We start from the raw sequence: 21,736 nt of genomic DNA, 5'->3' as shown, positions 1-21,736 counted from the left end.
TTTTGAAAGCGAAGCCAAAAAAACTCTTTTTGCGTAGCGTGCTGATTCAAGGCAGGAGTCCTTTAATCGGCGTTTCCTTAGCGGATCAGGGTGCGGCCTCGGATCTCCTCCCACAAATCCATGTAGGCCGAGGTGAGGGGGGAGCGGGGATCGAAGGCACCGACCGGCGCCCGTTCGATCCCCATTTTTTCAACCACCGCCGAGTAGGGGATGACGGTGCTGAGCAAATTCGGCAGCTCAAGGGGGAGCTCGGCCATGATCGACTTGTGCAAGTTCTTGCGCCGGTCGGCCATCGAAAAAAACGGGAACAGATCGACCTTTTCTTTACGGTGTTCGCCGATATAGGTCTCGACCTGCCGATAGGTGTTGAGCGACAACGGGGTTGGGATGATCGGGACGATTAAGGCGTCGGAGGCGACAAAGACGTTTTCGCTCACCAAAGAGATGCTGGGGGGGCAATCGAAGATCACAACGTCGTATTCCCCTTTGAGGGAATCGAGCGCCATGGCCAGGCGCTTTTCAGATTTTTTGGCATCGCCCAACGCCAAATCGAGATTCCGGGTGCTGAAGTCGGCGGGAACGATGTCGAGGTGGTCGATCTGGGTCGCTTTGATCTGATCCTCAAGGTTGTGTCCCTTCTTGCTGACCAGCGACTTCATCCCCCCCTTGAGTTTGGGTTTGATCCGAAAATACCAGGTCGAGGCCCCCTGGGGATCGAGGTCCCAAAGCAGGGTTTTGCGCCCCTCGCGCGCCGATTCGTAGGCCAGGTTCACGGCGGTGGCGGTTTTACCAACCCCCCCTTTGATGGCGTACAGGGCAAGGACGTGCATGGGTGGACTCCTGGGGCGTTGGGGCGCGTGGGGGAGACCTCGAAACCGCATTGGAAGACAGGTTGTCGGGGCGTCGTAAAGTCAAGCTCAAGAGCTACCCTGCCCCCCCGCGAAGGCGCCGTCAACCCCACGCCTGGGTTTGGCAAAAAGTGGTAACCCTTTGGTCATAAAAGGGTTCGGACAACCGCACGCTCTGTTACCCCAAACTGTGGAAAACAATGTGAATAACCTGATGAAGAGGGGGCTAAGTCGTGGCGGGGCAACGAATCGGGTGCAAATGCACAGGTTTGGGGCAATGCGATTCAAGTAGTTGAAAACAAACAAGTTTATTTTTTTGTTTGCGGCGCGGGACAGAGGGTTTTGTGCCGAAATTTCGCTTGACGCGGCTAAGTCTCGGCGGTGTGTATAAAAATCGGTTGTCAAGGGGGGTGAAGTGCCTTTGGCGGTCAAAAAACGAACTTGATTCCGGTGCCGACGTAGTCCGATCCCCCCCAGACGTTGTGGAGGCGACCGAAGACGCCGGAGCGGTGGTGGATCCGTGCAACCAAGCTCCAGTGTCCCTCGGCGATCAGGGGGGCGAGGGTGATCTCGAAGAGCAGGTAATTCAGGGTGCGGTGGGTGCCCCGAGGTTCGTGGTGTGCCTGTTCGAGGTAGGGATTCTGGCTGGCATATGAAAACCCCTCACCGATGGCGACGGTGGTGGGGAGCCAGCGCTCCCAAAGGAAGGTGTTCCAACGAAAGATGGCCAGCAGGTTGGTCTCCCAGTTGCGTTGCAGCCCCTCGTTTTGAGCAAATTGCCCCTCGATCTCCCACTGCCAGAAGGTATTGGGGTCGCTCATGGTTTTGGCCAGGGCGACGGTATGCAGATGGCTGTCTTCTAGATGGATCCCTTCGACGCCAAGGATGATCCCCTCCAACAGAGGGTCGTTGGAGTACTGCCCGGTATAGACGGTCAGCGACCACGGCCCTACTTCGGCGGTGCCCGGAAGGGGCAACGCCCAAATGAGGGCCATGGGAAGCAGTTGGGGGCCTATTCGGGGCATGGGGACTCCAGGGGCGGGGGTGGTGCGAACCTCAGTGGCCTCAAGCAAACCGGATGGTGGCGACCAATCCAAGCAGAATCTGTAGGAACCCAGGTTTCCAGGTGTTGCCCTTTGAAAGGGGTGCTGCGTCGTGGCCGGTATTTACCTGTGGGCGAAAGACGGACGCGACGCAGCGCGTTCCTCCGGAAGGCACACCTCTTCAGCGGGCGGCGACCCCGCCCATCTTGGTAAAGTTGGGCCACGGGGCGGGTCGGATCGCGCCCGCGACTCAGCCCTGCGCACCCACCCCATCCCCTCCTGTCGTAAAAGCGACATCCTTGTGCCGCAGGAGCGTTCTAAGCACATCGATTGTGCAATTCATGCGACATTCGTAATCGAATCACTAAGAAAACCAGCTACAACCGACATTTGCATCGTTGGTGCACTCCTTGCGAAGAGCCCCCCATTCCACCACGCCGACCAGGGGGCTCCATGGCTTCGATTCCTTCCAGCAACCGCACGGACGACCTGCAAGCGTTGCAACTCTTCCTCGACGCCCCCCCCCCGGGTACCCCCGAGGCGGTGCTGGCCTGTTTGCGCGGCACTCTGGCCTCAAGGGCGGGGGGGCTGCCGCCCCATCTGTACCACCAGACGGTGGAGCAGGCGGCGGTTGCCATCTCGATCACCGATTTGGCCGCCGACATCCTCTACGTCAACCCCGCCTTTGAGAAGGTCACCGGCTACCAGACCCACGAGGTGGTGGGTCGCAACGAATCGATCCTCTCCGACCCCTCGACCCCCCGTTCGGTCTACCGCGATATGTGGAGCCACCTACAGGCCAAGAAGACCTGGGAGGGGGTTGTGGTCAACCGACGGCGGGATGGCAGCCGTTACCTGGCCGACCTGACCATCGTGCCGGTGGTCGATGCGACCGGGGCGGCGACCCACTACCTGGGGCTACACCGCGACATCACCACCCTGCACAAGCTGCAACGGGAGGTGCTCAACCAGAAGGGGCTGATCGAATCGATGATCGACGCCAGCCCCTCGGCCATCGCCCTGCTCAATGGCGACGGCAAGGTGGTTCTTGAAAACCTGGCCTACAAAAAGCTGATTTCGGAATTGGGGATCCCCGAACTCTCCGGCTACATGCTCGACCGGGTGCGCGAAAACGTGACGGTCGAAACCGGTCGCGGTTTTGAAAACGTTGAGGTACGGGGGCAAAAGCCAGGTCGGGCCGAGCGCTGGTTCGCCTGCTCCGGCAGCTGGTTCCGCGAAAGAACCGGCGATCCTGACAGCTTCTTTGTTGAGAAGGAGCAAGACTTTTTGTTGCTCATCATCCGTGAGATCACCGAGATCCATCGCCAGCAAGAGACGGTGCGGATGAGCGCCTTGCGGGCGCTGCTGGCCGAGGAGGAGCTGGTCCAAGGGCTGCGCGAAACCCTGCTGGGGGCGATCTTCCAGATGGAGATGCCGCTCAACATGCTTAATGCGGCAAGTTCGATATTGGAGCGGCGCAGTGGCGATCCGGCGCTTGATCCGATCCGCGACGTCCTCCTGCAAGCGTTGCAGGGGGGGCGGTCGACCATCGAGAAACTGCGCGGCTGCGTCCCCTCTAATTCGGGCGGCAGCTTCACCCCCCTCAATCCCAACGAAATCCTGCGCGACGTCCTGACCCTGCTCACCCCCCGTCTGTTGACCGAGGGGGTGGTGGTCGATTGGGCTCCGGCCGCCAAATTGCCGGTGGTGGCGGGCAAAGAGCACCGCTTGATCGCCCTGCTGCGCCACCTGGTTGAAAACGCCATCGACGCCATGAGCACCCGGGGTTGGGTCGACCGGGAGCTGCGCATTGCCACCGCCGAGGTCGACGGGGCGGTCGAGATTGCCATTCAAGACAGCGGGCCTGGGATCGACGAGGCGATGCGCTTTAGGGTCTTCGAGCCCTTCTTCACCACCAAGCAGGGCAAGGGGCACTCCGGTATGGGGCTGGTCATCGCTCAGGAGATCGCGGTCGAACACGGCGGTTCGGTGCGGATCGCTCTCGACTACAGCCCCGGCTGCAGGGTGGTGGTCCGTCTTCCCGTCGATCAGGAGGGGCGTTCATGAACGACAGCCCATCCATGCCGGTCTCCCGCCGCGGTCTGCTGATCGAAGCAGAGCTGGAGGCGTTGTTTCGGGTCGGCCAGGTGCTGGGACGCAGCCTCGATCTTGAAAAAACCCTAAGCGGACTGCTTGAGGTGCTGCACCACGATGCCGGGATGTTGCGCGGCGCGGTCGGACTGCTCGATTCCGATCGCAGCGTCTTGTCGATCACCGCCGCTTATGGGGCCGATCCGGGCCGAGTGCGGCAGGCCAAGTACGAGCAAGGGGAAGGAATCTTCGGCGAGGTGTTGCGCAGTGGGCAGATGACGGTGGTCGAAAAGATCGGGACCGATCCCCGTTTCTTGGGCAGGCTCGGCCTCTACGACGCCCTGATCCCCTTCATCGGCGCCCCGATCAAGGTCGAAGGAAAGACGGTCGGCATCCTGGCGGCCCAACCCAAGACCGGAGCCGACGGACTGCTCCCCGAACGGGCAAAATTCCTAGAGATGGTCGCCACCCTGGTGGCTCAAGCGGTGCGGCTGTCGCGGCAGGTCGATTTGGAGCGCAAGTCGCTCACCGAGGAGCGCGACCGGCTGCGCCGCACGGTGCAGGGGCAGTACGGCTTCGACAACATCGTGGGACGCTCGGTCCCGATGCGCCGCGCCTTCGACCTGGTGCGCCAGGTCGCCAAGTGGGACACCACCGTGCTGATTCGTGGCGAATCGGGGACGGGTAAAGAGCTGATCGCCAGCGCCATCCACTACCATTCCCCCCGGGCCGGCGGTCCGTTCGTTCGGCTGAACTGCGCCGCTTTGCCCGACAACCTGCTTGAGAGCGAGCTCTTCGGTCACGAGAAGGGGGCCTTCACCGGGGCAACGACCCGGCGCCAGGGGCGCTTCGAACTGGCCGATGGCGGCACCCTGTTTTTGGACGAAATCGGCGAAATCTCGGCGGCGTTTCAGGCCAAGCTGCTGCGGGTTCTGCAAGAGGGGGAATTCGAGCGGGTCGGGGGGAGCGAAACCCTGAAGGTCGACGTGCGCATCATCGCCGCGACCAACCGCGATCTTGAGGCCGAGGTGGCCGAGGGGATGTTCCGCGAAGATCTCTACTACCGGCTGAACGTCATGCCGATCTTCCTGCCCCCCCTGCGCGAGCGCAAAGAGGACATCCCCGATCTGGCCCAATTCCTGGTGGCCAAGCTGGCCAAGCGGCAGGGGCGCCCTTTAAACATCGACGACGACGCCATTCGTGCCCTGCTGCGCTACGACTGGCCCGGCAACGTGCGCGAGCTCGAAAACCGGCTGGAGCGGGCCGCCATCATGACCTCGGGGGCGACCATCGACCGCGACACGGTGGCGATGGGTCAATTCGAACCCGAATCCCCCACCCCTGGCTTAGCCCCCAGCGCCCCGAGCGCCGACATCGACGATCCCGACCTGTCGGAACGCGAACGGGTGGTCGCCGCTCTTGAGGCATCCGGCTGGGTGCAGGCCAAGGCGGCTCGGCTGCTCAACATGACTCCACGGCAGATCGCCTACCGGGTGAAGACGCTGAACATTCGCATGAAGCGGTTTTAGAAAGCGCCGATTCAATCGGCCCTTCCTTCATTCTTTGGGCTGTAAAAGCAAAAATCCCGGTGACCGTGGTGGCGCCGGGATTTTTGTTGATGTGGGGGATGGTTTTGCTGGGAACCGGTGGTTTTTGGAGGGGGTGTTCTGTCGGGATTGTTCTGGGTTTGCAGCGTGGCGAACGCGCGGTGTTTTCCGCCGATGGTGGAAGCCGTGCACCTGCCAACGCTCAGGCGTATTGCAACAGCAACAAATCCCGCATTGGGTTGGAACAGCCCTGTATCGCCGGAACCGCCACCGAGCGGTCCACCGCCACCCGCCGCAGATCGACCCGTACCCCCCCGCGATTTGCCTCTAAAATGGCGTATTCGGCGTGGGGCAACACCGTTGGTGGCCCTCCGTAGACATACTCCCGAAACGGCATCCCCACACTTCCCGGATTGACGACCCATGTCCCCCGGTGCTGGCGCAGCATCTGGACATGGGTGTGCCCCCCCGCCACTACGCTGGCCTGAACTCCGGCGAGGATGCGGTCGAGATCGGGCGCCGGGGTGGTGGACAGCACATCGCGGGTGTGGGAGGTCGGGGTGCCGTGGAACAACAAAACCTTGTGGTCGTCGTCGAGGGACCGCTCCAACTTGGGCTGGAAGGTCTCGATGAACGATAGCTCGTCGGGGGATAGTTGCTCGCGGCACCAGTGGATGGCCGCAACGACGGGGGGTGCGCTGGTGTAGGTCTCGACCAGTTCGGGTCGCAACATGAATTCGTCGTGGTTGCCCATGATGCAGGGGCAATTCAAAGATCGGAGCAGTTGGACCGTTTCACGCGGTTGGGGGCCGAGGGTTGCCAAGTCCCCCAAAAAGACGATTTCGGAAACCCCCTCCCGCTCGATGTCGTCCAGGACGGCTCGAAGGGCGGTGTGATGACCGTGAACGTCCGAAATCAAAGCTATTTTCATCCATGCTTCTCCGATTGGGGGGGGGAAGGAACCTGCGTACGCTGGATGCTCAATATTTTTTCTCGATTGGCGAGGTAACCAATCACGTCATGAAAACCTGTCCTCTGATTGCCGTGCGATAACGACCGGGCCGCGTTGACAGGTTGCACTTTGGTGGGGAGGTCAGCCGTGGCGCCTCTCCTCGCTAACCAACCTGGGCGCATTGGCGCGGTTCACCAGGTAGTACACCATCCCAAGCGCCAGCAACCCTCCCACCATGACCCAATCCTTATTGCTCGAATCGTGGGAGAGGGCCGCAATGAGGATTTCTCGCACCATGGCGGCCATTGCTACCGCCAGGAAGGCGGTGATGGGGAATTCCCCCCCCTTGAGGTGGCGTACCTCTTTGTCCATCAGCTCCAGCACCGTCCACATAATCAGCAGCGAACCCAACGCCGAGACCAGACCCAGGTGGGGGTCCCCGGTGAAGACCGAAAGCAGGTCGAAGGCAAAAAGCGCCCCCACCCCAAGCGCCACCATCATCAGCGCCACCACCATCCCCACCTGAAGGGCCAGCAAAACACGTGTCCCCAGGAAGATCAGTCCCCCCATGATCCGACCGTTGACCAGCTGGCCACGCAGCTCGGTTTCGCGGTAGCTGGCGGTCATCACATCCAGGTGCAGGTCCAGCATGCGGTTGACCGCGACGATGGCCTGCATCCGCTCCTCTTCGCTTTGACTCCAATGGCAGATCTGTTCGATGCAGAAGGTCCGCACCAGATTCATGGCGGCGTTGACCGCCCTACCCGGCAATCCGATGCGCACATGGGTCTGGCCGATCCGCTGTAGATGGCGTAGGTAGCTGTTGTCGAAGGGGCCGGTGAAGAGAGAGAGAAACCAGGTGCGGTGGTGCTGTTTGAGGCGGGCCAGAATCGCAGTGTTGTTGAGAAAACGGGCGGTTTCGGGTTGGGAGAGCAGGGTGTCGTAAAACCGTTCCTCCAACCCGTCGGCCCCCCCCTCCATATGGGGGGCCAGGCGGGCCAGCAGCGCGATGGTGGGGGGGTCGATGACGTAGTGGCTGAGCAGATCGTTGATGGAGCGCTGCATGGCGGCCTCCTGGGGTGCCGGGGGTGAACGAACCTGAACCGATCTTGATGGGAATGGGGATGGGGTCAAGGGGGGCGGTCGTCGTTGCATGGATGGGGGCGGTTTTGTTGGCGATGAGGGGGGTGGATCGCAAGGGGTTGCGCAAGTGAAAGCGACCCACCGTGGGAGCAAACCTTTTTCCTTGTTATTGCTTGGATCGAGGCTCACCAGCTTCGCGTCGGCGACAGAGGTCGCATCCCACGGCTGGGCCGGTCCAGTGGGGGGTGCGTTTTGTGGGAGCGGATTTCAGTCCGCGAATGAAGAGGCAACCTGTGTCGCCCCGACCTCGACACGGCCACGAAAGGCATCGGCACCGCAAGATTGACCCCATGACGACTACAAATGCTGGGAAGTCCGGCGTTCCAATCACCCTTCTAAGGAAGCGCTGATTGATTAGCGCTTCCGAGCGACCCAGGGATGGGTCGCCAAAATCAGGAACGTAAGTGACTGATTTTGCAAGCGAAGCAAAAACGACGTTTTTTGCGTAGCGTGCCGATTCAAGGCAGGAGCCTTTAATCAGCGTTTCCCTAAGGAAGCGCTGATTGATGGGCGCTTCCGAGCGACCCAGGGATGGGTCGCCAAAATCAGGAACGTCAGTAGGAGGCGACCTGAATCGCCGAAGCTCTGCTGATTTTGCAAGCGAAGCCAAAACCATCGCCGCCTCAGGGCGCCTACTTTTGGTGTTGGCGCAGCGTGCCGATTCAAGGCAGGATGCCTTCAATCGGCGTTTCCCCTAAATCTGGGGCAGTGGTTACACCCGGGAAATAGCATTGCGCCGGGGGCGCACACCTATGCCGAAATCGGCTGCGGTCATGGGGTGGTGGGATGTCGATTGCCCCATGACAGACGCCCCCCGCCTCACTAACCTTCACGCCATGACCCTTCTGCACTTCACCTTCCCCCGCTCCATCTCGTGACCCCCGAAGCGATCCCCTCCTGGATGGCGGGATTGGTCCCGTTTTTGTCGGCCCATGTCGGCTGGTCCCTCTTTTTCGTCTTCCTGATCGCCCTGCTCGAATCGCTGGCCATCGTCGGCATCGCCTTTCCCGGTGCGGCGATGATGGTGGTGTCGGGCATGCTGGTCGCCACCGGCGCATTGCCTCTGGGACCGGTGTTGGTGGTGGCCATAGCGGGAGCGGTGGCGGGGGACGGCATCAGCTTTTGGTTGGGACGGCACTTCGGTCCCGGACTGAAGGAGCACCCCCGACTGGAGCGCTGGCGCCCACTGATCGAAAAAGGGGAGCGGTTTTTCCATCGGCATGGGGGCAAAAGTATCCTTTTTGGACGCTTTGTCGGGCCGGTTCGACCGGTGATCCCCCTGGTGGCGGGGATGCTCGCCATGCCCCCCGGTCGTTTCGTGGCGGTCAACCTGCTCAGCGCCGTCGCCTGGGCCCCCGCGTACCTCTTCCCCGGTATTGTGCTCGGGCAGGGGTTGACCCTAGCCAGCAACGTCGGCACCCGGCTGGCGATTTTGCTCGGGGTGTTGATCGGCGCCTTTTGGCTGGGGCTATGGCTGATCTCGCTGGGCTGGCACTGGACCCGCCGTTCGGGGCGGGCGGCCCGACTGGGTGGGGTGGTTTGGGCCCGCCGGCATCTCAAGCGCCACCCCACCCACCCGCTACGCTTTGCCGCTCTTCTGGTCGACGGGCTGCTCGATCCATCGGTCCCCCACCTGCGCACCGTCGCCCTGCTGGCCCTGTTCGGGGCGCTCGGGGTCGCCGCCATCGACTTCTCGCCTCCTGAGATCCCCTTTCCCTGGCTGCTTCCTACAGACATGGGGACGGTGGCCAACATTCTCAAGGCGGTCTTCGCCCCCGGACCGGTGGTGTTTTCTGCGCTGGTCGCCGGTGGATTACTGCTGCGCGATGGTGACCGCAACCATGCCATTCGCCTGGGCATGCTGGCGTTTTGGGGAATTCTGGCCGGCGTCGCCTCCCCCTTGCCCTGGTCGGTGGTGGGCATGGTTTGGTTGGGACCGTTGGTGGTGGGGGGAATCTTGATGGCGCTACCGCTGGCCAGTGCGGTGGGGCGCTGGATCGACTCGGTGCTGGTGGTCTCGACTCTGGTACTGGGGCTTGGCTCGGCCTGGATTTTGGGTTTGGTTGCCAGCGACGACCTACCCTGGGTCGCCGCTTTTGCCGCCGCTCCTTTGGTGGTTGCGGTTTTGGTCCCGATTGGAGGCCACCCCGAGCTGCGCTCGTCGACGGTGGGGGGGCTGGCGGGGATTGTGACCGGGCTGCTGCTGCTGGGCTGGAGCCTGCATCCCGCTGGGGTGCAGGTGGCGCCGGTGACGGTGGTGGAGGGGGTCGCCTACGAGGCGTTGGTGGCCCGCAGCGGGGAGCCAGGGGTCTGGGTGGTACTCGACCCCCCCGATCGGGTCGCCACCATTGCTCAAAAAGTCGGTTTTATCCGGCAACCGCCCTACCGCTGGCTCGATCTGCTTTCACTCCTTTCAGCCCCTGAAACCCTTGCTCATGTGCCGCCGCTGCCTAAGTTGGACGCCTTCGGCCCCGAACTTGGGCGGTGGAGTCGCGTGGATGATGGGGGGGGGCGCTGGGTGCTTCGGCTGCACACCACGGGATCGGCGTTGGTCGGTTGGAAGGGGCCAAGGGTGTTGGGGCGGCTGACCCTGCATTACGAGACCGGGATGCGCCCCTTGTCGCGAATTGAGTGGCTGCCCCAGTGGATCACCGTCCCCGAAAGCCACGAAATCCCCCCCGAGCAATGGGGCGCTGTGGGGCTGGAGGAGTTCAGCCACAGCGCGGGGTATTAGGTCGAAGGCATACCCGCTACCACCCAAGAGACGAGCTTCCACGAAAAAGGATTGGGGTTCTTGGTGATGTGGGGATGGTGCCGTTCGGGGCTTTGGCAAGGGGAGGGTGATGCAGTCCCCCCCTCATTCGCAGACAGAAGTCCGCTCCCACAAACACCCTTCCACCCACCCCCTGAATTCCACCCTTGCTTGTGGGCTTGGCCGATGGATCGCGGAATCCCCATATCCGGGCTTCCACCCACCCCCTGAATTCCGCCTTTGCTTGTGGGAGGCGACTTCTGTCGCCGAAGCGAAGCTGGTGTGTTTCGGTTGAGGCACGGTTGGGGCGGCGCTGCGATCTTGCAGAGGGGGGCATTGCTTTGCCGCATCGCGAAAGGCCGGATTCGATCTTCAACCCAGCATCAAAGAGGATTCAAGCTTGAGGCAGGGGCGACTGCTGGTTCCAGGCTTCAAGCTTGATGGCCAGATCGGCCTCTGAAATCGGGGGGGAAATCAGGAAGCCTTGGATCTCTTCCACCGGTTGATGCCGCAGCATTTCGAGCTGCTCCACCGTCTCGACCCCCTCGGCGGTCACCCGCAGATTGAGCGCCTTGGCCAGTTGAATGATGGCGGTGACGATGGCGGCGTCGTCTTGATCTTCAGGTAGATCGCGGATGAAGGAGCGGTCGATCTTGAGGGTGTCCAGCGGAAAACGCTTGAGGTAACTCAGGGATGAAAAGCCGGTGCCGAAATCGTCGATGGCCAGCCGCACCCCCATCTCTTTGAGCTGCAACAGGGTCGAGATGGTTTGCTCCCCGTGCTCCATCACCGCCGATTCGGTCAGCTCAAGCTCGATCCGCCCCGGATCGATCCCGGCATCGTTGATGGCGTTGCGCACGCTTTCGATCAGGGAGTCCTGCATGAACTGCCGGGCCGAGAGATTGACCGCGATGCGCAGTGGCGGCCAACCCCAACGATCCCATTGCGCCGCATGTTCGCAGGCCCGCTGCAAGACCCAATCCCCCAAGGGACGGATCAATCCGGTCTCCTCGGCAATCGAGATGAACTGAACCGGGGGCAACATCCCGAATTCGGGGTGGTGCCAGCGGATCAACGCCTCCACCCCCACCACCTTGCCGGTGCTCAATGCCACCTTGGGTTCAAAATAGAGCTCAAAATCGCCGTTCTTGATCGAGGTGCGCAGGCTCGCCTCGATGGCCATCCGCTTGGAGGCCCGGGTGTTCATCAACTCGTCGAAGAACTGAAAGTTGTTCCGTCCCCGCTCCTTGGCGTGGTACATGGTCGATTCGGCGTTGCGGATCAGGGTCGCCCCATCCTCGCCGTCGGTGGGGGCCAGGGTGATGCCGATGCTGGCGCCGAGCAGCAACTCTTTGCCCTCGACGGCGAAGGGTTGCCCCAGGGCGGCGAGGATCCGCTCGGCCAGGATCGCCACCTCAAGCGGGCGACGAACCCTGGGTTGAATCACCCCAAATTCGTCCCCCCCCAGCCGGGTCACGACCGCCTCGGTGTTCTGGCAACACTCGACCAGCCGTTGCGCCACCATGGCCAGGATCGCATCGCCCGCCGCGTGGCTCAGGGTTTCGTTAATAACCTTGAAACGGTCCAGGTCGATCATCATCAGGGCGCAGCGCAGCCGGGTTTTGCTGAGTCCGGCCAGGTGCATCTCAAGCCGCTCTTGAAAAAAGCCCCGGTTGGGCAATCCGGTGAGCAGATCGTATTGCGACAGCCGTTGCAATTGCTCCTCAGAGCGGCGGCGCTCCGACAGATCGCGGAAAACCACCAACACCGAGCGATGATCGCCAAACTGAAACGGGGTCGAGATCACCTCGGCGGGGAAGAGCTCGCCATTGGCCCGCACCAAGCGCTCCTCGATCAACTCGGTGGGGCGATCCTCGCTCATCGCCTGGCGGATGCGCTCGGCAACGGTGGGGCGGTCGTCGGGATGAACATGGTCCATGACGTTGCGCCCCAACAACTCGGCCGGATCGCTCACCCCCATGACCCGGGCGGCGGAGGGGTTGGCGAAGGTCACGATCCCCTGACTATGAACAATGACCGCATTGGGGGAGATCTCGACCAGGCGGCGGTACCGCTCCTCGCTGTCGCGCACCACCGCTTCATCCCGGCTTTGCTGTTCCAGCGCTTGGCGCGACTGCTCCAGCTCCCTACGCAATGCCTCGGTCTGCTGCATTTGCTGGCGGTCGCCACTCAGCGCCTGGCGGTTCAGGTCGTCGGCCTGATGCACCAAGCGGTCGAGTTCAGCCACGCCGCTGGGGGCGAAAGGGGGAGGAGGGGACTTGGTGGGGGCGGCAAGGCGGTGATGAAGGGCGGTCAACACCCCATCGAGGCGGCGCACCAGGAGGGGGGGGCGCCAAAGGATCACCCCAATCAAACCGCCCGCCGCAAACACAACCATCAAGATCAAGGTGGCGCCGTTGTCCCCCAAGGGCTGGCGCGGCGTTTCAAGGTACAACGTGCCGATGGGGCGGTCGTCGCGGTAGATCGTTTCGGCCAGCGAAACCCCGGACCAGAAACTGTGCATGCCCAACGAGGGGGCGTGGCGGGGGGGGGTGAGGCGACCCCAATGGGCCAGGAGGTTGCCATCCGCCATGTAGAGGGCGGCCTGGGCGATGGGGGAGGGGGCGAGCCGCTGGCGCAACAGGCGGCTGGCGGCAATGGGATCGTTCAGATCCAAAACCGCGACCGCCTCAAGTTCAAGTACGGCGGCGTAGCGTGCGAGTCCCGATTCGATGCGCTCCTGCTCGTTCCACTGCGCCAGCAGCATGAACAGCCCCAACCCAATAAACAGCCCCCCCACCGCAGTAAAGGCCAGCAGGTAGGTAAGACGCTGTCGGAGGGGCGAGGGCGCGAAGGTCATCGTGGAAGGTCGCCCCCCCTCCCAGCGGGTAGGGGGGGCGGTTGGATTATTTGAGGGTTTTCAGGTAGTCGATGACCACCTTACGGTCGGTGGGGTTGTCGAAACCGGGGAACTTCATCTTGGTTTGGGGCTTAACCTTGGCGGGGTCCGAAATCCAGGAATTCAATGCCGCCTCGTCCCAAAGCTTGAAGGGCACACCCTCGATGGAGGGCGCGCGTCCAAAGACGCCGAACAGGGGGGGGCCCACCTTCTTTTTCATGGTGGCGTCGGTGTTGTGACAACGCATGCAGACGCGGATTTGGTGGGGTACGCCGACGGTATCGGGGTCTTCGAGGGTGGCCAGGTAATCGACGACATCTTGCAAACCCGTGGGATCGAGCGGCATTCCCACCATCTGAGTGTCGGGTTTAAGCGATTTTGGATTGGTTATGAAGGTCTTGAGCCGCTCCTCGGTCATCAAACCCAGCCCGATGGAGGATTCGCCGCCGTAAACCCCCCGAAGTTCGACCCCGGCGCGGGCCTTGAAATGAGCGTCGTCGGTCCCCGGTTTTGGATGGCAGGCGATGCACATGGTGCTGAAAATCGCCTCGCCCATCTTGGCATCGGCCTGGGCGGTTGCCCCCCACCCCATGAATGTCGTCAAGAAGGCCCCGAACAGTCCTAGAAGGATGCCGCGATGTTTCATGACTCGCCTCTTTTGCAGTGGTGGAACGGGCATTGGTGTGCAGCGACGCGTCGAATGGATTGATCGTGGTTTTCGATCACGTTGAATAGCCCGGTTAATCCAGTTTATGACCTTAATCGACACAATACGAACATCCCCGCGACATTTCTACCCTCCCGCGTCTCGAAACCGACATTCCATTACCGTAGGGGATCGAATCCCAAAAAAAGGCCGCCCCGAGGGGCGGCCAAGTTGGTGCATATCCCCCTGAGAGGGAAACGGTGACTTTTACGAGGCGAGCATCGCCTGCAGGTCGTTTTGGGCATCTCCCAACGGGGTGATGTTGAATTTTTCGACCAAAACGTTGAGGACGGCAGGGGAGACGAAGGCGGGTAGGCCGGGGCCGAGGCGGATGTTCTTGATCCCCAGGTAGAGCAAGGTTTGCAGAATGCAGACCGCCTTTTGTTCGATCCAGCCGATCACCAGCGAAAGAGGCAAGGAGTTGACGTCGGTTTCGAAGGCTTTGGCCAGCTCCGAGGCGACCAAAATGGCCGAGTAGGCGTCGTTGCACTGACCCATGTCGAGCAGGCGGGGGATGCCGCCGATGTCGCCGAATTCGGCCTGCTTGTCGTTGAAGCGGAATTTCTTGCAGCCCAGGGTCAATACCACCGAATCCTTGGGGGCGGAGGTCGCCAGATCGGTGAAGTATTCCCGATCCTTCTTGGCGCCGTCGCAACCGCCAATCAAGAAGAAATGCTTGAGCGCCCCCGCCTTGACCGCTTCGATCACGGTTCCAGCCACCGACATCACCGTGTTGTGGCCGAAGCCGCACAGAAGCTTGTTACCCTCGGCTTCGTCCTCAGAAAAGCCGGGGGCGGCTTGGGCAGCGGCGATCAGGGGTGAAAAATCGTTGTTTTCGACATGTTGCAGACCGGGCCAGCCCACGGGACCGGCGGTAAAGAAGCGGTCTTTATAGGAATCCTTGGGCTCGATGATGCAGTTGGTGGTCATCAGGATCGCGCCGGGCCACTGGGCGAATTCCTTCTGTTGGGCATGCCAGGCGCCGCCGAAGTTGCCGACCAAATGGCTGTATTTCTTCAGGCCGGGGTAGCTGTGGGCGGGGAGCATCTCGCAGTGGGTGTAGACGTTGACGCCGGTCCCCTCGGTCTGCTTGAGCAGCTCTTCGAGCATCTTCAGGTCGTGGCCCGAAACCAGGATCGCCTTGCCCGCCCTGGCTGAAGTGGAGACCTCGGTGGGGACCGGGTCGCCGTAGGCGCCGGTATTGGCAGCGTCGAGCATCCCCAGCACCTTGAAGTTGACCCGACCGATCTCCAGGTTCATGCCGACCAGATCGTCCAGACCGTTGTCGCGGGTCAGGAAATCGAGCACCTGGTGGGTGAAGGCGTAGACCTCTTCGTCCTTCAGCCCGAGCTCTTCGGCGTGACGTGCATAGGCGGCCATACCTTTGAGGCCGAACAGCGCCATCTCTTCGAGACCGGCCAGATCCACACCGATGGCGTCGCGGCGTGCTTTGAGGTTGGCCAAGGTTTCGTGTTGCTCGGCCAAACCAGCGATGTCGGAGGCCGGGCTCCAGGCAGCGGGGCCGCTCAGGGTCTCGGCGGCCTGACCGGCTCGTTCGCAGGCTGCTTGATACATGGCGCGAGCCCGGTCGCGTAACTCAGCGGCGCGGTAGACGAAGCGGGCGTTGGCCTCTTCGTCGAAGTTGACGTTGGTGATGGTGAGAAACAGTGCTTCGAGGGCGAAAGAATCGATTTCGGCATCGCGGGCGCCAAGGGTACGAGCGCGGGTGGCGTACTGAGCGATCCCTTTGAGACCGTAGACCAGCATGTCTTGCAGGGCAGCTACTGTAGGGTTCTTACCACAAGGGGCGGGGGTCGACTCGGTGCAGGCGACCCCTTTGGAGGTTTGCTCACATTGGTTGCAGTACATGCTCATGTTCGGCTCCTCGAAGAAGGTGGATGGCCACGGCCTGCGCAACAGATGCGAAGCGCCGAGGATGACACCGACCCGGGGAGCGAACCCAGGATCGGCGACTTAAAAATCCGGACGAACCGGAATCGGAAACGGCTTGGTTGTGGCTGGAGGGGCACAGGTGACGCAGGTCTCCCCTTCAGGAAAACAGGGCTCCAGGTCGCCACCCTCGGTAGGAACAAAACTCGACAGCCGGGTGGTGGAGAGGTGTTCGAACACCTGTCGGTACACCGACTTGAGCAGCCCCCCCATGATGCAGGGCCCCCCATCGCAGATGGGCCGGGTCAGCAGACAATCGATGGGGGTCACCGGACCCTCTATCGCCTCGAAAATATCGAGCAGGGTGATTGCCCCCGCCTCTTTGCCCAAAGTGAAGCCCCCTTTGGGGCCACGGCGCGACTTGAGTAATCCGAGTTTGACCAGACGCTGCAAAACCTTGCCCAGATGAGCCTCAGAGACACCGTGAACCTGGGCGATTTCTCCCACGGGCACCGGATCGCCGTGCTTGACGGCGGCGATGTAAACCATGGCGTGCATCGCCAGATTGGTAGCGTCCGAGATCTTCAACATGTGGACCTCCGTACTTCTTATAAAGTGGAACCCTAATTCCGAAATAGGGGAGTGTCAACGTATTCGGTACCGCTATACCGAAATAAACATTTTCCAGTTGTTTACAGGGATTCGGAGGGTATTCCGTGGATTGGCTTCATCCAGATGTTCTCCATTTTGCAGGGCACGTCGGGTGTGCGAAACAACATCCGACCATGGTAACAGAATGGATTAAACCGGGGTGGGCAGGGATGGAAAAGGGGGCATCAACGAAAAAGCCGCCCTGGGGGCGGCCTTTCGCAACGCTACGTTGTCGCTGGTTTAAGAGGCTTCGCTGGTGGCGGCGGGCTGGCTTGCCGCCTCGCTGGCCGCTCCATCGTTGGCCGACGCCTCACCCTCGGCGCCTCTGCCACGACCCGGGCGACGGCGGCGGGGGCGACGGGGACTGGGGGTGGGGATGGGGGCGCTAATGAGGTGGTCGATCTCTTCGTCGCTGTAGCCAAGCACGTACAGGAGCGCATCGAGCGGTGCGCGGGCGATGGTGTAGGGAGCCTGCTCGATCAGCAGTGGTTTGGGATGAAAACCAATCCCGGCATCGACCGCCTGCAGCATGAGCAGATCGTTGGCGCCATCCCCCACCGCGATCCCCTCGCTGCGGGCATCGGCGCCGACCTGATCGGCCACCGCCTGAACCGCCTTGCGTTTGATGGACGCATCGATCACCGGCCCTTTGATTTCACCGGTCAGCGTCCCCGTTTCGTCAAGTTCGAGGGTGCAGGCAACCGAGTCGTTGAGCCCCAGGCGATCCCGAATGCGGTCGGCGATGAGGGTGAAGCCGCCGGAGACCAGACAGGTGGCGATCCCCGCGCCGCGCAGTGCCGCCACCATCCGCTCTGCGCCCGGTTGCAGGGTAATCCGCTCTTCATACACCTTATCGATGTCGGCGACGGTCAGCCCTTTGAGGGCGCGGACCCGCTCGCGCAAAGAGGTCTCGAAGTCGAGTTCCCCCGCCATGGCCCGGGCGGTGATGGCGCTGATTTCATCCCGCTTGCCCACATATGCGGCCAATTCGTCAACGCACTCCTGCCGAATCAGGGTCGAATCCATGTCGATGACCAGAAATTTCTTGCGCCGCCGCTCCCGCCCCTCGGGAACAACGATGAAGTCGATCCCCTGCGCTTCGGCCCAGGGACGCAGCCGCTGGGTCAATTCGGCAGGCTCGACCGGCGCCCCTTCAATTTGAAACTCCAGCGCTTGGACTTCGTCGCGCTGCGACAACCAGCGGTGTCCGGTGATGCCGTACCCCTCACGGTCCAGCGCAGCCCAGGTTTCCTTCAGCGCTTGACCACCAATGCGCGGCGCCATCACCAGGGCGATCATGCGGCCGCCGGGGCTGGCCGGGCGGCTACGCACCGCAATTCCTTCCCCGGCAAAAGTGGTGTCGATCCGGGCCATCGCCTGTTCGTAAGCGCTCTGGTGCTCCTCCCCTTTAACCCGCAGGTGGGCCGAAATCAGGCAGACGGAATCGAGGGTGAGCAAATGGCGCCGGGTGATGCGGATGCCATCGCCGCGAAAGCCGTCGTTGAGCAGGGCTTGGGGATCGGCGGGGGATTCAACCAAAAGGTTGAAGTTGAGCAATAGGGGTTCGGACATGGGGACGAAAGGCCTGGTTGACGAGGAGTATGTGGTCCGATATTTGGGTTTCGGATCAACGATGCTCAGGATTATGCGCAAAAAGGGGGAGGGCCGACAGTTGAATGTCAATTTGGGCGAGTCTTGGGCTGGCGGTTGGTTTGTGGCCCACTTGTGTGGAAAGGATGTTGGGTTGGCGTGTGATGAACTGGAGTGGTCGGGGCTGTGATGAAATGGAGGAACAACCGGCATGCCCCCTTTCAATTGTGCCGATCCTCCGATGCGACCTGTGGTGAGCGCGAACGAGCAGAGCCGGTCGTCGCAATGTGCCCTGTGCGGTTTGTCCCCGACAATTTCAGGATGATTGGAAGGAGCGATGTCGCCGTAGGATCGGACCCATATACCGGCGCATTTCACCCAAGTTGTCGCCCAGCGCGACCCCCCCCCGAGGCCAAACCGTCCGTTACGAATACGACGCCGTCGGTAGGGTGACGAGCCAAACCCTTCCCGATGGCCGCACCGTCTTGTACCGCTACGATGGCAACGGCAATCTGGTGGGGCTGACGCCACCCGGTCGCCCGGAACACCGCTTCGACTACGACGCCGTTAATGGCAGCACCGGTTACCAGCCACCCGGAGTTGGCCCCTTCGACGCCGCCACCCGCTACCACTACAACCGGGCCAAACAACCCACCCGCATCGACCGCCCCGACGGTCAGGCGCTGCAATTCTTCTACGACGCCGCCGGACGCATGGACAGTTTGTTGCTACCCGATGTCAGCCTGAACATCGTTTACGGGGCCAGCACATGCAGCAGTTGCGGCGGGCAGGGGCTGCCGCAACAGATTCGGCGGGTCGATACCGGCGGCGCGGCCCAAACCCTGGATTACCAATACGATGGCCCGGTGCCTGTGCTGGAGGTGAGCAGCGGGTTGGTGAGCGGCGCGGTGGGTTTTGCCCTGGACGCCAACCTGCGCCTGGGCAGCATCAGCGCCGGTGGACAAACCACCCATTACCGCTACAACGACGATGGGGCGTTGTTGCAAGCGGGCGATTTATTGCTGACGCGGCAGGATTACACCGGCAATCTGGTGGGGACGGCGCTGGGGCTAGTGGCCACCACCCAGGGTTACAACCGCTACAACGAGGTGGCCAGTTTTGCCGCCGTTGGTGCCGGGAGTGCCCTGATCAGCACCACCTACGTGCGGGATTTGCTGGGCCGCATCGTGCAGAAAAGTGAGACGATTCAAGGGGTGACCACCACCTACGGTTACGGCTACGACGTGGCGAGCAGGCTGGTGGAGGTGAGGGAAAACGGGGCGGTGGTGGCGAGTTATAGCTTCGACGCCAACGGCAATCGGGTGGGTGGTTTTGATCGCTTTGGACCGATCACGGCGACGGTGGACGTTCAAGACCGGCTGCTCAATTACGCGGGGAACACCTACACCTATACGAAAAATGGGGAGCTTTTGCAGCGTCATTCCCGTGCAAACGGGAATCCACAAGTTTCAACGTTCACCTACGACTTACTCGGCAATCTGACCAAAGTGGTGCTGCCTGATGGTCGGGTGATTGAATACATCATCGATGGCCGAAATCGCCGGGTGGGCAAGAAGGTGGATGGGGTGCTCGTTCAGGGCTTCCTTTACCAAAACCAATTGGAGCCGGTGGCGGAGCTGGATGGGGCGGGGAATGTGGTTTCCCTGTTCGCTTATGGCTCCAAGGCCAACGTGCCCGATTACATGGTGAAGGGCGGGGTCACCTACCGAATCGTTTCCGATCATTTGGGTAGCCCACGGCTGGTGGTGAATGCTGCCGACGGCAATGTGGTGCAGCGGATCGATTACGACGAATGGGGGAATGTGCTGTACGACAGCAACCCCGGCTTCCAACCGTTTGGTTTTGCGGGCGGGATCGATGATCGGGATACGGGGCTGATTCGCTTTGGAGCTCGGGATTACGATCCGCAAACGGGACGGTGGACGGCGAAGGATCCCATTTTGTTTGCGGGTGGGGATGGGAATTTGTATGGGTATGTTTTGGGGGATCCTTTATCTTTTATTGATGCTCTAGGTCTTTACACTAGAGTTTCATTTTATCAAGGGTCACCATTAAACCCATTCGGACATATTGGAATCGGCTCAAATACCCCCATCACATATGGGAAATACCCTGCATCAAGCGCATCTACAGTTAATACATTGGCGCTATATCCTGTTGCAGGGGAAGTACATGTCGATGATTTAATGAAAGTCCAAAGAACCTTAGTGATCGACACGAACAGCATCCAAGATCAAATACTCAGCGAGTACATAAATACTCATATAGTTACCCCTGGGCCGTACGACCTTGATGATAACAGCTGCGTGGACTTTGTTAGGGGTGCTCTGGCAGCTGCTGGAATCCACTTTGATTCATCGATAAATACACCGGAAGGCTTGTTTGATACAATCGATCAACTCAACAAAGAGAAATCATCAAATGAATGCCCGGTGCAGTAAGGCATATAGAACAGCTAAAAAGATTGCCATTGTAGCAACTGCAGCCAATTTATTATTGGTGTCAGGGTTGGCATGCGGTGTTTATTTACCCGCAAAACTTACACTAATTATTGGTCCGTTCAACGTGCTCATGGTAGGCACGTATTATTTTGGTACCGCAATTTCATTGGCTTTAGCGCTAATCGCTTCTGTACTAAATGGGTTGTTATACTCGTTGGTCTTCCATTTAATGTTGCTAGGAAAAAGCAATGCGGTGTTTTTTGCTATAGCATTTATAGTTGTATTGGCTTTAGAGCTGCCTGTAGTTATTTTATTTTGATGAGAGGGCATTTAATTTCACGCAAACGTGGAAGTCGGATCTTGATATGCCGCATGCCTCACAGGAGGCATCGGGGTCAGGTCTTGACATGCCACATTCTTCCCTCGAATCACCGCTTCCCTCTGGGAATCCGGTACTCCGCGAGTAAACGGGCCTGCCTCTGACGAAAATATTGCATGTCAAGACCTGAACATCCCGCTGGAATTTTCAAGCCGATTTAGCGTTTTTCAGCCCCTGATTTCGTACTCCCGCCCCCGCTTGAGCATGTTGAAAATGACCCGGCAAAGATGCCGTACCAAGGCCCGGATGGCCTGGTTGTGGGTTTTGCCTTCGGCCCGCTTTTTCTCGTAGTAGCGCTTGGATTCCGGCACCCATTTCCGGTGGCGATCCACGGCGACCATCATGGCCGCCTTGGCGCGGGTGTTGACGTGTCTTGGGCTTTTCGTGCCCCGATAATCGCCCGAGCTGTTGTCCAGCGCGGCCATGCCGAGATAGAGGGCCACAAGACCACCCCATCCGGGACAACGACCTATACCTATGACCTGCCTGGCAATCTGACCGAGGTGGTGTTGCCCACTGGGCGCGTCATCGAATACATCATCGACGGCCGCAATCGCCGGGTGGGCAAGAAGGTGGATGGGGTGCTCACCCAAGGCTTCCTCTACCAGGATCAACTCAACCCGGTGGCGGAATTGGATGGGGCGGGGAATGTGGTTTCCCTGTTCGTTTACGGCTCAAAGGCCAACGTGCCCGATTACCTGGTGCGCGGCGGGGTCACCTACCGGATTGTTTCCGACCACCTGGGCAGCCCCAGGCTGGTGGTGAACGCCGCCGATGGAACGG

At 60.9% G+C, this 21,736-nt stretch carries 15 protein-coding genes and 1 pseudogene; 6 read left to right on the top strand and 10 right to left on the bottom strand.

Features of this window, described 5'->3' with window-relative positions:
- Positions 1–77 precede the first annotated feature (77 nt).
- Positions 78–830, bottom strand: a complete 753-nt coding sequence (locus AUJ55_11560; protein ID OIO54766.1) for a cobyrinic acid a,c-diamide synthase — start codon at positions 828–830, stop codon at positions 78–80.
- A gap of 446 nt (positions 831–1,276) precedes the next feature.
- A complete protein-coding gene (locus AUJ55_11555; GenBank protein OIO54765.1) occupies positions 1,277–1,843 on the bottom strand; it encodes a hypothetical protein in 567 nt (188 codons plus the stop codon).
- Between the two features lie 591 nt (positions 1,844–2,434).
- Here AUJ55_11555 and AUJ55_11550 point away from each other — a divergent pair.
- Both AUJ55_11550 and AUJ55_11545 read left to right on the top strand, forming a co-directional pair.
- A complete protein-coding gene (locus AUJ55_11550) occupies positions 2,435–3,958 on the top strand; it encodes a nitrogen fixation negative regulator NifL (protein OIO54772.1) in 1,524 nt (507 codons plus the stop codon).
- Positions 3,955–5,511 (top strand): nif-specific transcriptional activator NifA, encoded by a 1,557-nt coding sequence (locus AUJ55_11545; protein OIO54764.1) that lies wholly within the window; start codon positions 3,955–3,957, stop codon positions 5,509–5,511. The genes AUJ55_11550 and AUJ55_11545 overlap by 4 nt, the downstream gene beginning before the upstream one ends.
- A 220-nt stretch (positions 5,512–5,731) precedes the next feature.
- Here the strand turns inward: AUJ55_11545 and AUJ55_11540 are convergent, their stop codons facing one another.
- Both AUJ55_11540 and AUJ55_11535 read right to left on the bottom strand, forming a co-directional pair.
- The gene (locus tag AUJ55_11540; protein OIO54763.1) at positions 5,732–6,460 is read right to left on the bottom strand and encodes a protein phosphatase; all 729 of its coding nucleotides are present in this window, start codon (positions 6,458–6,460) and stop codon (positions 5,732–5,734) included.
- Between the two features lie 162 nt (positions 6,461–6,622).
- The gene (locus tag AUJ55_11535; GenBank protein ID OIO54762.1) at positions 6,623–7,546 is read right to left on the bottom strand and encodes a hypothetical protein; all 924 of its coding nucleotides are present in this window, start codon (positions 7,544–7,546) and stop codon (positions 6,623–6,625) included.
- Positions 7,547–8,525: 979 nt separating this feature from the next.
- On the opposite strand from AUJ55_11535, the gene AUJ55_11530 reads away from it, so the two are divergent.
- A complete protein-coding gene (locus tag AUJ55_11530) occupies positions 8,526–10,358 on the top strand; it encodes a hypothetical protein (GenBank protein ID OIO54761.1) in 1,833 nt (610 codons plus the stop codon).
- A 412-nt stretch (positions 10,359–10,770) separates the two neighbouring features.
- On the opposite strand, the gene AUJ55_11525 is transcribed toward AUJ55_11530, so the two are convergent.
- From AUJ55_11525 to AUJ55_11505, 5 genes are all read right to left on the bottom strand, one after another.
- Positions 10,771–13,236: a hypothetical protein gene (locus tag AUJ55_11525; protein OIO54760.1), complete on the bottom strand. Its 2,466-nt coding sequence runs from the start codon at positions 13,234–13,236 to the stop codon at positions 10,771–10,773.
- A gap of 46 nt (positions 13,237–13,282) precedes the next feature.
- Positions 13,283–13,522 (bottom strand): hypothetical protein, encoded by a 240-nt coding sequence (locus tag AUJ55_11520; GenBank protein ID OIO54771.1) that lies wholly within the window; start codon positions 13,520–13,522, stop codon positions 13,283–13,285.
- A 666-nt stretch (positions 13,523–14,188) separates the two neighbouring features.
- Positions 14,189–15,850, bottom strand: a complete 1,662-nt coding sequence (locus AUJ55_11515) for a hydroxylamine reductase (protein OIO54770.1) — start codon at positions 15,848–15,850, stop codon at positions 14,189–14,191.
- A gap of 105 nt (positions 15,851–15,955) precedes the next feature.
- The gene (locus tag AUJ55_11510) at positions 15,956–16,462 is read right to left on the bottom strand and encodes a hypothetical protein (GenBank protein OIO54759.1); all 507 of its coding nucleotides are present in this window, start codon (positions 16,460–16,462) and stop codon (positions 15,956–15,958) included.
- A gap of 300 nt (positions 16,463–16,762) precedes the next feature.
- Complete coding sequence (locus AUJ55_11505) at positions 16,763–18,079, bottom strand: phosphoserine phosphatase SerB (GenBank protein ID OIO54758.1); 1,317 nt, start codon at positions 18,077–18,079, stop codon at positions 16,763–16,765.
- Between the two features lie 13 nt (positions 18,080–18,092).
- Here AUJ55_11505 and AUJ55_11500 point away from each other — a divergent pair, with 13 nt between their 5' ends.
- Together AUJ55_11500 and AUJ55_11495 are read left to right on the top strand one after the other, a co-directional pair.
- The gene (locus AUJ55_11500; GenBank protein ID OIO54757.1) at positions 18,093–18,302 is read left to right on the top strand and encodes a hypothetical protein; all 210 of its coding nucleotides are present in this window, start codon (positions 18,093–18,095) and stop codon (positions 18,300–18,302) included.
- A 193-nt stretch (positions 18,303–18,495) separates the two neighbouring features.
- Positions 18,496–20,574: a hypothetical protein gene (locus AUJ55_11495; GenBank protein ID OIO54756.1), complete on the top strand. Its 2,079-nt coding sequence runs from the start codon at positions 18,496–18,498 to the stop codon at positions 20,572–20,574.
- Between the two features lie 546 nt (positions 20,575–21,120).
- Here AUJ55_11495 and AUJ55_11490 read toward each other — a convergent pair.
- Complete coding sequence (locus AUJ55_11490) at positions 21,121–21,396, bottom strand: hypothetical protein (GenBank protein ID OIO54755.1); 276 nt, start codon at positions 21,394–21,396, stop codon at positions 21,121–21,123.
- 66 nt (positions 21,397–21,462) lie between these two features.
- Between AUJ55_11490 and AUJ55_11485 the strand changes: the two are divergent.
- Positions 21,463–21,736 (top strand): annotated as a pseudogene (locus tag AUJ55_11485) (hypothetical protein).

This window comes from Proteobacteria bacterium CG1_02_64_396, assembly GCA_001872725.1.
Classification (GTDB): Bacteria; Pseudomonadota; MNWR01; order CG1-02-64-396; family CG1-02-64-396; genus CG1-02-64-396.
Note: the sequence above shows the minus strand (reverse complement) of the source record. Positions and strands in the feature narration are given on the sequence as shown.

Bases quoted from the DNA above. Each gene is read 5' to 3' on its own strand.
- AUJ55_11560 (OIO54766.1), bottom strand. From the start codon at position 830: ATGCACGTCCTTGCCCTGTACGCCATCAAAGGGGGGGTTGGTAAAACC.
- AUJ55_11555 (OIO54765.1), bottom strand. From the start codon at position 1,843: ATGGCCCTCATTTGGGCGTTGCCCCTTCCGGGCACCGCCGAAGTAGGG.
- AUJ55_11545 (OIO54764.1), top strand. From the start codon at position 3,955: ATGAACGACAGCCCATCCATGCCGGTCTCCCGCCGCGGTCTGCTGATC.
- AUJ55_11540 (OIO54763.1), bottom strand. From the start codon at position 6,460: ATGAAAATAGCTTTGATTTCGGACGTTCACGGTCATCACACCGCCCTT.
- AUJ55_11535 (OIO54762.1), bottom strand. From the start codon at position 7,546: ATGCAGCGCTCCATCAACGATCTGCTCAGCCACTACGTCATCGACCCC.
- AUJ55_11530 (OIO54761.1), top strand. From the start codon at position 8,526: ATGGCGGGATTGGTCCCGTTTTTGTCGGCCCATGTCGGCTGGTCCCTC.
- AUJ55_11525 (OIO54760.1), bottom strand. From the start codon at position 13,236: ATGACCTTCGCGCCCTCGCCCCTCCGACAGCGTCTTACCTACCTGCTG.
- AUJ55_11520 (OIO54771.1), bottom strand. From the start codon at position 13,522: ATGCGTTGTCACAACACCGACGCCACCATGAAAAAGAAGGTGGGCCCC.
- AUJ55_11515 (OIO54770.1), bottom strand. From the start codon at position 15,850: ATGTACTGCAACCAATGTGAGCAAACCTCCAAAGGGGTCGCCTGCACC.
- AUJ55_11510 (OIO54759.1), bottom strand. From the start codon at position 16,462: ATGTTGAAGATCTCGGACGCTACCAATCTGGCGATGCACGCCATGGTT.
- AUJ55_11500 (OIO54757.1), top strand. From the start codon at position 18,093: ATGGGGACGAAAGGCCTGGTTGACGAGGAGTATGTGGTCCGATATTTG.